At 40.9% G+C, this 15,167-nt stretch carries 10 protein-coding genes; 7 read left to right on the top strand and 3 right to left on the bottom strand.

The window, feature by feature from the left end; genetic code table 11:
* Positions 1–174: 174 nt before the first annotated feature.
* Positions 175–1,164, top strand: a complete 990-nt coding sequence (locus tag GF401_12855) for a glycosyltransferase (GenBank protein MBD3345945.1) — start codon at positions 175–177, stop codon at positions 1,162–1,164.
* On the opposite strand, the gene asnB is transcribed toward GF401_12855, so the two are convergent.
* The gene (asnB, locus tag GF401_12850) at positions 1,152–3,062 is read right to left on the bottom strand and encodes an asparagine synthase (glutamine-hydrolyzing) (GenBank protein MBD3345944.1); all 1,911 of its coding nucleotides are present in this window, start codon (positions 3,060–3,062) and stop codon (positions 1,152–1,154) included. The two genes, GF401_12855 and asnB, sit on opposite strands and share 13 nt — an antisense overlap.
* Before the next feature lie 251 nt (positions 3,063–3,313).
* Here asnB and GF401_12845 point away from each other — a divergent pair, with 251 nt between their 5' ends.
* Genes GF401_12845 through GF401_12830 form a run of 4 tightly spaced genes read left to right on the top strand, consistent with a single transcriptional unit; the run spans position 3,314 to position 8,173 of the window.
* On the top strand, positions 3,314–5,203 hold the full coding sequence (locus GF401_12845) for a hypothetical protein (GenBank protein ID MBD3345943.1): 1,890 nt from the start codon (positions 3,314–3,316) through the stop codon (positions 5,201–5,203).
* Positions 5,200–5,970, top strand: coding sequence for an FkbM family methyltransferase (locus GF401_12840; GenBank protein ID MBD3345942.1), 771 nt, complete (start codon positions 5,200–5,202; stop codon positions 5,968–5,970). The genes GF401_12845 and GF401_12840 overlap by 4 nt, the downstream gene beginning before the upstream one ends.
* Entirely contained in the window at positions 5,970–7,403 is a 1,434-nt protein-coding gene (locus GF401_12835; GenBank protein ID MBD3345941.1) for a glycosyltransferase, read from the top strand. Before GF401_12840 ends, GF401_12835 begins: the two co-directional genes overlap by 1 nt.
* Before the next feature lie 38 nt (positions 7,404–7,441).
* Positions 7,442–8,173, top strand: a complete 732-nt coding sequence (locus GF401_12830) for a methyltransferase domain-containing protein (GenBank protein MBD3345940.1) — start codon at positions 7,442–7,444, stop codon at positions 8,171–8,173.
* On the opposite strand, the gene GF401_12825 is transcribed toward GF401_12830, so the two are convergent.
* Positions 8,157–10,154 carry a tetratricopeptide repeat protein gene (locus GF401_12825; protein MBD3345939.1) on the bottom strand — a complete coding sequence of 666 codons (1,998 nt, stop codon included), beginning with the start codon at positions 10,152–10,154 and terminating at the stop codon, positions 8,157–8,159. The two genes, GF401_12830 and GF401_12825, sit on opposite strands and share 17 nt — an antisense overlap.
* A 170-nt stretch (positions 10,155–10,324) precedes the next feature.
* Here GF401_12825 and GF401_12820 point away from each other — a divergent pair, with 170 nt between their 5' ends.
* Together GF401_12820 and GF401_12815 are read left to right on the top strand one after the other, a co-directional pair.
* Positions 10,325–12,385: a tetratricopeptide repeat protein gene (locus GF401_12820; GenBank protein MBD3345938.1), complete on the top strand. Its 2,061-nt coding sequence runs from the start codon at positions 10,325–10,327 to the stop codon at positions 12,383–12,385.
* 55 nt (positions 12,386–12,440) lie between these two features.
* The gene (locus tag GF401_12815) at positions 12,441–14,483 is read left to right on the top strand and encodes a tetratricopeptide repeat protein (GenBank protein MBD3345937.1); all 2,043 of its coding nucleotides are present in this window, start codon (positions 12,441–12,443) and stop codon (positions 14,481–14,483) included.
* Positions 14,484–14,607: 124 nt separating this feature from the next.
* Here GF401_12815 and GF401_12810 read toward each other — a convergent pair whose 3' ends face one another.
* Positions 14,608–15,024, bottom strand: coding sequence for a prepilin-type N-terminal cleavage/methylation domain-containing protein (locus GF401_12810; GenBank protein MBD3345936.1), 417 nt, complete (start codon positions 15,022–15,024; stop codon positions 14,608–14,610).
* Positions 15,025–15,167: the final 143 nt, after the last annotated feature.

Genomic DNA, 15,167 nt, shown 5'->3' with positions numbered 1-15,167 from the left:
CTTATTTTATTGATTAAGGTTATGTGACATTGTAAAATCTGGGAAAAGGCAATCATTTTAAAGAAATAAACAAAATAATTCCACAAAAATCTTCCCTATGGGTAATATCTTTGATAAAATTTAATTAATGAAAATACTCGATATTTTAAAATCCAGCACTGGTAATAATAATTAATGCTGTTGTCGATTATAATCCCTCTGTATAATGAGAGCGCCACGATTGAAGAATTGGAGAAGCGACTTTCACATCATTTGGAACGCCTTGGAGAGCCCTTTGAAATTATTTTGATAAATGATGGCTCCTTTGATTCTACCGGCGAAGTGATAGATCGGCTCGCGCAAAAAGATAATCGATACAGAGCAATTCACCTGAAGCGAAATTTTGGACAAACGGCTGCCATAATGGCCGGTATCGACTATGCTCAGGGTGAGATTATCATAACAATGGACGGCGATCTGCAAAACGATCCAGCAGACATATCCCGTCTTCTCGGAAAGCTTCAGGAGGGGTATGAGGTCTGTTCCGGTTGGCGCAAAGAGAGAAAAGACCGGCTTTTTACCCGGGTTGTGCCCAGCAAAATTGCCAATGCTCTTATCTCAGCAATTTCGGGCGTTAAATTGAAAGATTATGGTTGTACGCTCAAGGCATACAGGCGTGAAGTCATATCAGGTATAAAGCTCTATGGCGAAATGCATCGTTTTATACCCATCTATGCTTCATGGCAGGGCGCCCGGGTTGCGGAGATTCCGGTTACCCATCATCCTCGAAAACACGGTTCCTCTCATTATGGACTGAACAGAACATTCAAAGTCGTCCTCGATTTAATCGTGGTGAAGTTTCTTGCCAGTTATTCTCAAAAACCCATCTATGTTTTCGGGGGATTCGGTCTTGTCAATTTCTTTTTGTCGATTCTGTGCTTTGGAATGATGATTTATTATAAATTCTGGGGGGGGAAGTCGTTTATTGAAACGCCGATACCTTTTTTGGTGGTACTGTTTTTCCTTATGGGATTTCTCTCAATCCTCATGGGCTTGATCGCCGAGCTTCTCATGCGGACATATTACGAGTCACAGAACAAGCCAAATTACCTGGTTGGAAAAATCAGCAGTTATAAAAGCCATTCACGTACAAAGTGTGAACACGCCGACGCTCAAGACAGATAGTTATTTTTCCACATCTCAAACATAAGAAGCGTCCATATCTGTTTCCGGTTATCCTGCTTTTCATCAAAATGATTTGAGAGGAGGTGTTGAATTGCTTGCGGCTCAAAAAAACCTTCACTTTTAATTTTTTCGGGAGCAAAAACATCTGCCAGAATCGGCCGGAAATCTTCTTTAATCCATTTTGTTAAGGGGATGCCGAAACCCTTTTTTTTACGGTGAATTATTTCTTTGGGGAGCTTTTTTTCAACGCTTTTTTTCAGCAGATATTTTCGGGTTAAGCCTTTCATTTTCAAATTCGAAGGAAGTCGATTAACGTATTCGGCAAATTCAACATCCAGAAATGGAGAACGGACTTCCAGAGATACCGCCATGCTTGCCCGGTCTATTTTGGTCAAAATATCCTCGGCAAGATAAAATCGAGAATAGATAAAAACGAGTTCATCAATCCAATCGCGGAAATGAGTCCCGGAACATGTTGAAGCAATATCTCCATAGGGATCAAAATCGCATAATGCATGCTGCACATCCTTGCTGAGAAGGCTTTGTTGCTCTGTTGCCGAAAATGCACCGAGCCATATCTGGTTGCGCCGGGGTAAATCATTCTGAACGCCACCAATAAATTTCTTGAGAATAAATGAGAGACTCATATTTTTGTTGGAGGCAGGCAATTTATCAGCAAGGGGAACAATGATGTTTTTATGAATGGATGAGGGGATACGATTGTAATGCCGGGCAAAGGCATGGGCAAGGAATGGATCATAACCCGCAAGAAGTTCATCTCCGCCGTCACCGCCAAGGGCAACCGTTACATGCTCCCGCGTGATTCTGGAAAGGAGGTAGGTGGGCAGAACCGAAGCGTCGGCAAAGGGTTCATCTAAAAATTTCCATATCTCGGGGAGGATATCAAACATTTCACCGGGCGTAAAAATCCGCTCATGATGATTAGTACCAAAATGACCGGCTATCTTTCGGGCATAATGCGATTCATTGAAAGATTTTTCTTTAAATCCGATAGAGAAGGTCTTAATCGATTTGGGATCCATTATTTCCGAAAGAAGCGCCACGATCGAGCTTGAATCGATGCCGCCACTCAGAAAAACCCCCAGCGGTACATCACTCATAAGACGCCGTTCAATTGATTGCTTGAGTAGCTCGATAAACTGGTGTTCCGCTTCCCGTTCATCGATTGTCTCCCGTCTATCAAATTCTATGTGCCAGTAGGGATGGACAGATGTTTTTCCCCTTGAGAAGGCACAAAAATGGCCGGGCAAAAGCTTTTGTACGCCTTTAATGATGCAATGAGGGGCAGGGACATACTCATATGAGAGGTACTGGCCGAGGCTCTGAAGATCTATTTCAGGGTGTAGATCCGGGTGCTTGAGCAGCGCTTTGAGCTCAGAGGCAAAAATAATACCCTTCTCTGTTTGCCGGTAATACAGTGGTTTTTGTCCATAACGATCACGGACGAGATATAATTTTTGCACATTTTCATCCCAGAGCCCGAATGAAAACATTCCATTGAGTTTATTAAAGAGAGCCTCTTTGTATTCTTCATATCCATGGATGATTACTTCGGTGTCGGTTTCGGAGCGAAAATGATGGCCTTTCTGGATGAGAGCGGATCTTAATGACTGAAAATTGTAGATTTCACCATTGAAGGTAATCCAGATAGTCTGATTTTCATTGCTCATTGGCTGACGGCCGTGGTTGGAGAGATCGATAATGCTCAAACGGCGATGGCCTAAACCGATAGAGAGTGAAGATCCTCTGGATGTATCTGAAAGGTAAATGCCACTGTCATCCGGACCACGATGAGCCAGGGCATCGGTCATGTTTTGAAGAACCGTACGATCGATTCCCTTATTAGCCGTGTGTACAATGCCTGCAATTCCGCACATGTGTATTTTTGATAAGAGTACTCAAAAAGCACTGGGCCTCTTGAAATACCTCAACAGGATTATGGTTTTAAATGATTTGTATCTGCATAAAACAGGTTGAGAAGCTTACATTTAATTGTTTTTATTATACAATATAATTGTACATCATCAAAGGTATTCGCATAGCTGATACATATAATTATATGAAGAATATAATAGACCAACAGCGTAAGAATATAAAGACCTCTTTCAAGGCTCTTTTTCATAGGGAGGTGACAAACATCTCCCTGGTTTCCTATTTGCTCGCCGGGTCAATTCTTTTTTTGATGTTTTATCTTTTCTATCCGCATTTTTCGTATGATAAGGTACTTTGGATTCTGCCTGTATTTGCTGTTGTGCTGTTTCTCTATGACACATATAATAGTGAGAAAGAGCATTGGATTCAGAAGCATGTCAGGTCTCCTCTTGTTGCTGCTTATCTTAAAAAGATACCTCTTTTCTCGTTATTACTTTTTGCTTTGGCACTGGTAATTAATGTTTCCATTCTCTATGAAACATGGCTTAAGAATATCGGGCACCCGTTATTTACCATCGGCGGGTTCCTTCCCTATAGCGATCCGCAGGGGTATTGTGCCGGAGCGAAACGGTTAATTGAATTCGGCAGACTGGATGAGTGGAACAGTCTGCGGCGGCCCTTGCCCATATGTTTTTATGCTGTTCTTTTGAAAGTAACCGGTCAAAATCTGCAATTAACAATTTTTATAACCGTGGTGTTAGTTGCAATTTCAATATACCATGCAGCCAAAACCATCTATTTCGCCTTTGGAACATTTGCAGCCTTTTTAATGCTCCTTCTTCTTTCCAGTTTTTTCTCATTTTTTAATGGAACATTGCTCACCGAGCCGGTTGGATTGCTCTTCGGCAACTATGCATTTGTGTTTCTTTTTACAGGGGTTTACACGTCTAAAAAAGGCCGGTACATATTCGGGTTGTTTCTCCTTGCCCTCGCCCTCAGCATCAGGGTCGGGGCCTTTTTCATCCTTCCTTTACTTGTTCTCTACGGCGCATACCATTTTCGCAATAAAGCCCGATTAAACTATCGCCATGGACTCATGGGAATAATAGTGATACTAATGGTGATGATTATTAATTCGACAATGCTCACATTAGTCGGATCATCAGGGAAAGGGCTCCGTATTTCGAATTTTTCATATACCCTTTATGGAATGGTGAAGGGTGGTAAAGGATGGACACATGTGTATAATGAGCATCCGGAATTATCATCGCTCCCCGAAGCCGAGCAGTCGAGATTAGCCTATGAGTATGCAAAGGCCGAACTTAAAAAAAACCCAATTCCCTTTTTTGCTACAATAGGGAGGGTGTTGTTACATTCAACGCTTCATCTCTTCAGTTTTACGATACCCTTCAATTTTGTGATAAATAAGTATTCTCTTCTGGTGCCCTTTATCATGGTGTTTATCGGATTGTTTGTTATAAAAGAAAACAAAATACGGCAACTTGGCTTGTTTCTCATTGTCTCACTTATCGGCATAGTGCTTTCTTCGCCCTTTCTTGTTGATGGCGGCTATAGAGTGTATGCCGCAACAATGCCGATTAATTGCGCGCTTGTTTCAGTGGGGACAGGTATCCTGCTTGAGCTGATTAAATTTAAAAAAGATAATAAAGGATTTTTGCTCGAACACCACGATAATCATGATGGTTTCCATTTCCACGCAGCTCTTGCTTTGCTACTCATTTTGATTGTCGGTCCATTGTTTGTAAAAGTAATCAGCGACAGAAAACTGCAAAATAAAATCGCAGCCCATTGTGAAGATCGGGTGGTTTTCCGTGCAAAAAATGTCGCATATATCCACATTGTCGGCGACAATACGACACCTTCAACATTGTCGGAAGTGAAAATATCTGCCTATAACAAAAACAATCCCTCTGTTTTCCTGAACAATCACGTATTCAAGGCCGTTAAAAAGGGGGATTATCTGGCCGGGATATTTGATTTATGTACGCAAAAATGGTTCCATATTGTTTTTGATAACGATATAGGAATTTATTCCGACGGCTTTCTTTCGGCCGAATTGGTTCGGTTGGGCGGGAACGGTGTTCATGATTTATATCAGGGGAAAATAGTAACTCATTTTGAATGAAAAGGTGTAACGTGCACATGGACCGAAGAAATGTTCCTTTATCCTATCGGCTGTTTTCTACTATGAATTTTGTGTATAGTCATGCTTTCTTTCTTTACAAACCATTCTATTTTGCCTATAAATACAAATCGGAGAGAAAAAAGATACGCTTTCTTGAGAATATTCTAACACCAGGAATGACAATCCTGGACATCGGCGCCAATATAGGATTTTATTCGGTCCTTTTTTCAAAGCTGATGAATAATACTGGAACCGTCCATGCCTTTGAGCCCGATCCGGCTAATTTTGTCCGTCTGACGAAAGTAACAGCAGGCATACCATGTATACAGCGACATCAGGCGGCTGTTGCCGAAAAATCGGGAACAATCAAATTATATCATTCAGAAAAAATGAATGTAGACCATCGGGTCTACGACAGTGGTGATCATCGCAGGGTTTCTGAGGTATCCGCAGTTTGTATTGATGACTATTTTAAAGAAAATGTACAGAAGGTTGATATTGTTAAGCTGGATATTCAAGGGGCCGATTTTGCCGCCCTGAAGGGAATGCAGAATACAATTAATCGTTCTGACGGGGTAATTATCATTAGTGAACTCTGGCCCTATGGATTGCGGAAGGCGGGGACTTCTGTGGATGAATATATCTCCTTCCTGGCAAGCTTGAATATACGAATTCATATGTTTGATGATATATCACTTGATGAGTGCAGAAATAACAGTGATAATGAATATTTTTATACTGATTTTTATGGCAGTAAGGAATCCTGATGAATAAGCAACTGCTTTCTGAGAATAAGAAGCGCGTAAGCCGGTCTATCAATACAATTGCAGAAAAACGCGACCGGTATATTGAAAAAAACAGGTATTACCATAACGATTTAAGGAAATTTTTCAGGTTTAATGTTCCGGCGAAGAGTTCGGTATTGGAAATTGGATGCGGAACCGGGGATTTGCTGAAAAGCCTTAATCCGCATCGGGGTGTCGGGATTGATATTTCCGAAAAAATGATAGAAATTGCTAAAAAGAAATATTCCGAACTCTCATTCCATGTCATGGATGGGGAAAATATCGAGATTGCCGAAAAGTTCGATTATATAATTTTGTCCGATACCCTGGGGTATTTTGAGGATATACAAAAAGCTTTTCACCAGTTATGGAAAGTAACCACGCCCGATTCACGTATAATCGTTACCTATCATAATTTTCTGTGGCAACCGATTTTGAAGCTTGCAGAATTCCTTCGATTGAAAATGCCCCAGACCAGATTGAACTGGCTCAATGAACTGGATATCGAAAATCTGTTGCATGTTGAGGGTTTTGAAATTATAAAACAGGGAAAACGTTTTCTGGTACCGAAATCAATTCCTCTCCTTGGCGGCTTTATAAATAAGTATATCGCCCCCCTTCCTTTCTTTAATCAATTGTGCTTAACCGGCTATGTTGTTGCACGGCAGGCACGAAAGCCAGAGAATGAGCATGAATATTCGGTGAGTGTGATAATTCCGGCACGCAATGAAAAAGGCAATATCGAAAATGCTGTCAAGCGAATTCCTGTAATGGGAAGACATACAGAAATCGTTTTTATTGAAGGAAACTCAAAAGACAGCACTCTTGATGAAATCAGGCGGGTTGCAGAGAAATACCAGGGTTCCCATGATGTTAAATACGCAGTGCAAAAGGGAAAGGGCAAGGGTGATGCGGTGCGGCTGGGGTTCTCTCTGGCCCGGGGAGATATTCTGATGATTCTCGATGCCGATCTTACTGTTCGGCCGGAAGACCTGCCCAAATTTTATGCCGCCGTCGCAAGTAACCAGGGCGAGTTTATTAACGGCTCCCGACTGGTCTATCCCATGGAAAAACAGGCGATGCAGACCTTGAATATGTTCGGCAACAAATTTTTTTCGATCATGTTTTCATGGATTTTAGGTCAGCGAATCAAAGATACGTTATGTGGAACTAAAGTTATATCCCGTAAAAACTGGCAGCGAATCGAGGCGAACAGAAGCTATTTTGGCGAGTTCGATCCCTTTGGTGATTTCGATATGATCTTCGGCGCCGCTAAACTGAATCTGAAAATTGTTGAGGTACCGGTCCGGTATCAGGCCAGAACATACGGCAGCACCAATATTTCGCGGTTCAGACACGGCTTACTGCTCTTTGAGATGATGGCCTTCGCTATGAATAAAATTAAATTCGCATAGGAGCAATTGTTTCCATTCTAAAGAAGAATATCCATTGAATGATTACAAGCGAAAAAACCCAAAGACATAGAGCAATATGGCAAAAAAAAAGAATTTTGCAACTTGTTTACACAAGGTGGTATCAAAAAATACTCGAAGACTTGTCGAGGTTTGATACTCCCACACTTGAAATCGGCGCAGGAATCGGCAACTTCAAGAGTTTTCATCGGCGAATCATCGCGTCCGATATTCAATTCTGCAGCTGGCTTAATCTGTGTCAAGATGCACATCGGTTGCCTTTTAAAAAAAATACAATTTCAAATATCGTGATGATAGATGTTTTGCACCACTTGTCCGATCCGCTCATGTTTTTTCAGGAAGCATCAAGGATATTAAGAAAGCATGGTAAAATAATTTTAATTGAACCATATCCATCGCTTTTGTCTTTGTTTGTTTACAGAAAATTTCATCCAGAACCCTTTCTTATGGATAAGGATTATTTCTTGGCTTCTGATGATGGGGGAAAAAATCCCTGGGAATCAAACCAGGCAATTGCATATTTGTTGTTTTTCAAATTCAGGAAGAAGTTTTTGTCTCGATTTGGCGATGATTTCAAATTGGTGAAGGTTAACAGGATGTGCAGTATTCTTTATCCTGCTTCCGGTGGGTTTGAAGGTCGATCTTTCATTCCTGATTTCCTAATTCCTCTATTTATGGCTGCAGAGGCGATTTTTGCACCGCTTCGATATTTTACTGCATTCAGAGCATATATAGCTATTCGGAAGAAGTAGCAATCGAATCAGAAACGGGACTTTCGGATGGTGGCTCTTGCGGTATTTTTGATCTGATTGTTTTCAGCTTATTTTTGAAATGTTTATTCTCAGGCATTATTTGTGCTGCCCGAGAATATTTTTCTACAGCCATATGATAAGCGCCGCCTAGCTCATATAGTAAGCCGATTTCAAATAATAAATACGCATCTTGGGGGTAAGCTCCAAGGACGGTCAAATAATCCGACAATGCAGAATCGATTTTGCCCATTTTATGATAAGCTTTTCCTCGTTTGAGATATGTCGATATATTCTTTTTATTAACATGCAGGCTTTTGGTAAAATAACAAACAGCTTCTTTATATGACCCGTTACGTAAATAGAGTAATCCTATATTATTCAAGGCTTCCCAGTATTCGGGATTTGATTCAAGAGCTTTTTGATAAGCACGTATTGCCCGTTTGACTTTTCCGATTCGTGCGTAGCACATACCAAGATTATAGTAGGCCTCTTCATATTCCGGATCAAGTTCCAGCACTTTGAAAAACTGCAACAGTGCTTTTTGTGGCTCATTAAGTTTAAGATAGACAACCCCCAGATTGTTGTAGGAATTTGCCGAAGGTTGGATGGTGATTGAATGCTTATAATGATGGATAGCCTTTTCAAATTGGCCGTTATCTGCGAAGGCATAGGCCAGATTATAATGGGCCAAATAATTTTGTTCGGTTGCATTTACAGCATGCTGAAATAGTGAAATACTGTCCCGCCAGTAGGTTATTTGCTTTTGGGTTATTCCTGCTAAAAATACCAAAACGATTGTGGCGGGAATTAATATAATGAATTTAGTCCTTTGTACTATGTACCCCATGCTCCATGAAAGGAGTATGTATAAGCCAATGAAAGGAAAATAAGCGTATCGGTCTGCCATTGGTTGTTCCCCTACCTGCACGAAGCCGATTACCGGCAAAAGGGTACCAAGATACCAGAATAACCCGATAAACATCCATGGAGCTTTAGTTATAAATTTAATTGCCAAAAAGATAAGGATACTTAACACTATAAAAGAAAGGAAGATAATTAGCGGGTTCGGCATCCCTGGATGCGGATAAATAACAGAGAGATTTGTCGGCCAGATCAATTTAGAGATATAGGCACAGTACGAAGTTATTGCATTTGCAAGGCGGACTAAAAGAGGGATGCTTTCCAAGGGAGCCATTGCTCCGGCCTGCTTTTGAGTCACAATTGTAATAATGCTTACTGCAATCGAGGCCACAAAATAGGGGGCTTTTTCAGCAATAATTATCAGTGCGGAACGTTTAAGCCCGGAGGCAGTCTGTAAATGTAATTTCCCAGGACCATGAAAAGGAATACGTTTCAGGGGCCAGTAGTCCAGCAAAAATAAAAGGAATGGAAGTGTCACTAACATGGCCTTCGACATGAGCGCAAGCAAAAAACAGAGCAGCGAAAACAAATATTTATTAATGTTTGGATGACGTCCGTAGGCAAAATAGGCTCTAAGAGATAAAAATCCGAAAAAGGTGCTAAGAAGTTCTTTCCGTTCCGCTGCCCAGGCAACCGACTGGACATTTATCGGGTGGAGGGCAAAGAGCAGGGCAACAAAGAGGCTTCGCCAGGGGCATCGACTACCGTACAAGAGCAGGAAATAGAGGAGGATACTGTTTGCGATATGTATCAGAAGGTTCGTAAAATGGTGTCCATTAGGGTTGAGACCGTAAATGTGGCAATCGAGCATATGTGATATCCATGTCATGGGATGCCAATTTGCCGCATGAGAAGAAAAAAACGCCCATTGAATATTTGGAAAGGTAAGGCCGGTGTTCACATGCTCATTTTCTACGATGTAATCATAATCATCGTACCTTTGTAGAAAACCGTTTTTATGAAGAGGCCAGTAGGTTATCCCAACTGCAATGATTAATAAGAGGGGGACTAAGGAGCTAATATGCTTTTTAAAAAGGGGGATCAAGTTATGGAAGTTCATTATATTAGAGATCCTTAGATTAGTCTTGTATTTTAATATTATATATTACAGAATTAAATCATACAATTTCTAAAGACAGTGTTACCATTCCCCGGGAAATATCACAACGATCATCTAAAAAACCCTTGAATTTATTCTCCAACTATTTTTATCTCAGCTACTAAGCTACCATGAAGGTGAACAAAATAATTTCGCATAACCCTCAACAAATAATGGGCTTATGTATTGCTATTGTTATTGCTGTTTCATATTGGCCTGTAATTGATGGAGATTTCATTAATTTAGATGATGACGATTACATTTTGGATAATCGGCATGTTAATACCGGCCTTTCAAATAGGAATATAATCTGGGCTTTTACTCATAGTCACGCCGCCAATTGGCACCCTTTAACTTGGATTTCGCACATGACTGATTGTGAGCTCTACGGCCTGAATCCTTCCGGACATCATGTAACCAGTCTTCTTCTTCATATAATTAATGCGCTTATGCTCTTTTTATTGTTTAGGCGCATGTCGTTATCATTACGAAGCAGCTTCATGATTGCAATACTTTTTGCTGTTCATCCTATAAATGTAGAATCGGTGGCATGGATTGCAGAAAGAAAAAATGTCCTTTCAACCTTTTTTATGATAGTAACACTGCTGTTTTATTGGAACTACATTCAAATGCCGCGCCGATCCACCTACATGTATATGGCGTTATTTTTTTCTTTGGGTCTGATGGCGAAGCCGGCGTTGGTAATCCTTCCATTTCTATTTCTTCTTATTGATTTCTGGCCTGCAGGAAGAGTTCAGCTATCAGGTTATTCAAGGCAAAGAAAGGAGCAGAAAAGGCGATATCATATACATCAAATGTTCATAGAAAAAGTACCCCTTTTTATTTTAGCGACCATTTCAAGCATGATTACCTATGTGACTCAGGATGCGGCGGGGGCAACGGCTTCCGGTTATCCTCTATCGGTTCGAGTCGGCAATGCAGTTGTTTCATATTGCAGGTATTTACAAAAAATGGTACTCCCTTTGAATTTGGCCGTACCTTACCCACACCGTGGGATGCCCCAAATACCGCATATAATTATTTCAACCATGCTCATTATGGGCATTACGATCGTTGTGTCGGCAAAGGCAAAAAGAAAAAAATGGCTGGTAACAGGATGGTTTTGGTATCTTGGAACACTTATCCCGGTGATCGGACTGATACAGGTCGGCCCTCAAGCCATGGCCGACAGATATGCATATATTTCATTTATCGGCTTATTTATTATTGTTTCCCTAACAGCAGATAAAATCTTCAAATCATCGCCCAGAATCAAAATGGTTGGATATGCTATGGGTGCAGGGATTGTCATTCTGTTCGCAGTAATGACCAGAAAGCAAGCCTGTTATTGGAAAAACAGCACAACTCTTTTTATTCATACTTTAAAAATAGCACCTGTAAATCCCTTGGCCCATGCAAATCTGGGTGTTGCTTACCTTTCGAATAAACAATATGAAAATGCGAAAAAACATTTAACAATTGCCAATAAAATGGCACCCACTTTACCGGTCCCCCTATATAATCTCGGGATAATTGCAGCAAATGAGGGAAATATAAAAAAGGCGATTCGACTCTTTAGAACGGTTATCCGTGTCGATTCTACCCATACAGAAGCATATCATAGTTTAGGTGAAGCCTTGGAAATGCAGGGCTGTGACTCCTGCGCAATCGATTTGTATAAAAAAGCTCTTGCAATAGATTCTCTTTACTGGCCGGCACATCTTGGTTTGGGAAGGCAATTATTCAAGCAGCACAAGTTGGATAGTTCCTATCGTCGTCTTGCTACAGTTATCTCGCTGAATTATCAAAACTGGGAGGCGCATAACTTTTTGGGGTTTATTCATGCACGGAAGAAAAAATGTAAGAAGGCTGTTTTTCATTTTACTGAAGCAATAAAATATAATGATGGTTTCTGGGAACTCTATAATAACCTTGGATATATTCTTTTGAAATGTGGGAATTATCGTGATGCCCTGAAAACGTTTTCTGTTGCCCTTTCTCTCAACCCCAGAAGCAAGAACGCCTATTTTAACCGAGCAAAAACGTATCGTGCGCTGGGTGAATTTGAAGCCGCAATCACTGATTTAAAAAAAGCCGTTTCCCTTGACCCTGATTTTATTCAGGCGATTGATCTTTTAGAAAAAACAACCAGGGAGCTTGGCTTTCAGGCTGAGGATGACAATGTTAACTAATCTATATTTTTGTTAAGTCTGGAGGTTTGCTATACAAAAGGCATGTTTTACGTATGTGATTAATAATATCCGGAGGCACAAGCGATCAATAATCAGTGTTTTGCTTGCTGTGTTGGTACTGGTTGTTTATTATCCTGTCACGCAATATGGTTTTGTCAACTATGACGATGCTGAATATGTGACGAAAAACGAGCATGTTACTGGTGGTTTGACAATAAACAACATCATTTGGGCTTTTACCAGTAAGTATGAGGGGAATTGGCATCCCTTAACATGGCTTTCACATATGGTCGATTATGAGTTTTTCGGGGATAATGCCAGCGGTCATCATGGAATAAGCATCATTATACACATGTTAAATGCGCTTCTCCTCTTTTTGGTCCTTTTGAGGTTATCACAAACAGTGTGGCGCAGTGCCTTGGTGGCGGCATTGTTTGCCCTGCATCCAATAAATGTGGAATCCGTTGCATGGATAGCTGAAAGGAAAAATGTGCTCAGTACCTTCTTTATGCTGGCCGCAATCTGGAAGTACGCCGATTATGCAAAATACGGAAAACGACAATCGCATATCCTGTCATTTCTCTATTTCTGCTTCGGGCTGATGGCAAAATCCATGCTTGTAACATTTCCTTTTGTACTTCTGCTGCTGGATTATTGGCCCCTCAGGAGAGTGGAAACACCATTCGGTGAAGCAAAGGCATATAATGGAAAATCGCGTCCCTATTCTGGTGGACGATTCAGGAATATCAGACAATTAATATTGGAGAAAACACCTTTTTTTCTGATGGCTTTTATCGCTTCATTTGTAGCCTACATGACACAGGAAGCCGGAAAAGCGATATATGAATATCCATTAGCATACAAAATAGTAAATTCATCAGTTTCGTATTTGCGGTATACCGCGAGTATGATATGGCCACAGAAGCTGGCAATATTTTATCCTTTTCCAGTTGAAATAAATATACCTCTGCTTATGATAGCTTTAGGGTTTATTGGTGCTATGACGTTTTTGGCAGTAAAAAATATAGGAAGATTTCCCTGGCTGGGTGTTGGATGGTTTTGGTATCTTGGAACGTTGGTTCCAGTCATAGGAATCGTGAAAATCGGTGCTCAGGCTCGAGCTGATAGATATGCGTATGTGCCCTTGATTGGACTTTTTATCATCTTTGCATGGACAATGAAAGAGCTATTCAAAAAAAGAAGGCATATAATTACTGTGAAAATATTCATTGCATGTACAATTCTTCTGTTACTTGCACGCTCGACGCGGCAACAAATTCAACACTGGCATAATGGCCTAACGGTTTTCAGTCATGCACTTAAAGTTACGGAGGGGAATTATATCGCCCATACTAATATCGGAGCGATTTTTTTTAGACAAGGATTATATGATACTGCATCATTTCATTTTAATGAAGCATTGAAGATCAAGCCGCATGATGCTATTGCAAATTATAATTTAGGTCTGGTGTTTGCCTATAAAGGCGACTGTTTTCAGTCAATTGACCGCTTTAGAAAAGCAATAGAGTCTGATCCTGAATATGCCAAGGCCTACCATAATATGGGGGTTGCGTTTAAAGACTCGGGGGTCTATTCTGCGGCAGAGGACTGTTTCAAGAATGCAATCACCGTTGAGGCAGATTTCAGGCTTTCGTACATTTCACTCGGCCGCTTATTTTTTCAAACCAACAGGCAGGATTCTTCATTGAAATACTGGAAGAGGGCTCTTGAATTACAATCCGATGATTGGGAGGCACACCATTACTGTGCGAATATCTATCTGAAAAAGACTCAAATGAAAAAAGCGCTTCATCATGCAGCCTTGGCCGCATATTTTAACCCGGAAAGGTGGGAATTGCTCAATAATCTTGGCACTCTTTTAATGAATGTCGGCAAATATCGGGAAGCCACGGTCCTTTTTTCACGCGCAATCGCGCTGTCGCCCCAATCCGCAAAACCCTATGTAAACAGGGGAAATTCCTTTGTCCGTCTCGGTATGCCTGATTCGGCATTGTCGGATTATGATGCAGCATTGAGGATAAATGAGAATATTCCGGAAGTGCACCAATATATCGAGAAAATTAAAAGGCGGAAATAAATCACACATGCAGTCTGTCCGCAGTGTATTTGGCAATATTATGGGGATAACATATAAAAAACCCCTGCACATTTTCTTGTACAGGGGCAGGGATTTAAAAGACAATTCAAAGAGAAACTGGTAACTATCGCCAGTTCGTTACATATTTCGTTAAATCAGTTGTGCCGGTTTTACTGTTGTTTTCATCGATTTGAGCATAATCTGTTCCAGCAGTGGCATCACCGAAAGTGACAGCAACATCTGCGCGAGCATCAAAGCTTCCCACTCCGGCACTGGGGATAGAATATGAAAACCAGTTGCTCTGGCCGGTTGGATTATCAACACCGATATCAGTCCAGGCATCGGAATAAGATCCGGTTTCTGCTTCGTATGAAAGCTCGGCAGTATAAATCTGCGTCAAAATCGTAGGATATTCGGAAGCCTTCGCTTTATGTGATGCCATGGTAAACCGCGGTATAGCTACCGCCGCCAGAATACCGACAATGACAATAACGACCATCAATTCAACCAGGGTAAAACCCTTTTGTGTTAATTTTTTCATGATTACTTCTTCCCTCTAAAAGAGTTAAATAAATACGCTGTTCTGTCCCTCTAATGTTATTTAAGGGTTAAAACTTACTGAACTTTTCTAAAAAGCCACTCCTTTCCCGGGCTTATAACCCTCTTAGGTGGATAGAACTGCTA

It is taken from the genome of Chitinivibrionales bacterium (assembly GCA_014728215.1).
Taxonomy (GTDB): domain Bacteria; phylum Fibrobacterota; class Chitinivibrionia; order Chitinivibrionales; family WJKA01; genus WJKA01.
Note: the sequence above shows the minus strand (reverse complement) of the source record. Positions and strands in the feature narration are given on the sequence as shown.

Excerpts from the sequence above, each read along its gene's own strand:
- GF401_12855 (MBD3345945.1), top strand. The coding sequence starts at position 175 with ATGCTGTTGTCGATTATAATCCCTCTGTATAATGAGAGCGCCACGATT.
- asnB (MBD3345944.1), bottom strand. The coding sequence starts at position 3,062 with ATGTGCGGAATTGCAGGCATTGTACACACGGCTAATAAGGGAATCGAT.
- GF401_12840 (MBD3345942.1), top strand. The coding sequence starts at position 5,200 with ATGAAAAGGTGTAACGTGCACATGGACCGAAGAAATGTTCCTTTATCC.
- GF401_12835 (MBD3345941.1), top strand. The coding sequence starts at position 5,970 with ATGAATAAGCAACTGCTTTCTGAGAATAAGAAGCGCGTAAGCCGGTCT.
- GF401_12830 (MBD3345940.1), top strand. The coding sequence starts at position 7,442 with ATGATTACAAGCGAAAAAACCCAAAGACATAGAGCAATATGGCAAAAA.
- GF401_12825 (MBD3345939.1), bottom strand. The coding sequence starts at position 10,154 with ATGAACTTCCATAACTTGATCCCCCTTTTTAAAAAGCATATTAGCTCC.
- GF401_12820 (MBD3345938.1), top strand. The coding sequence starts at position 10,325 with ATGAAGGTGAACAAAATAATTTCGCATAACCCTCAACAAATAATGGGC.
- GF401_12810 (MBD3345936.1), bottom strand. The coding sequence starts at position 15,024 with ATGAAAAAATTAACACAAAAGGGTTTTACCCTGGTTGAATTGATGGTC.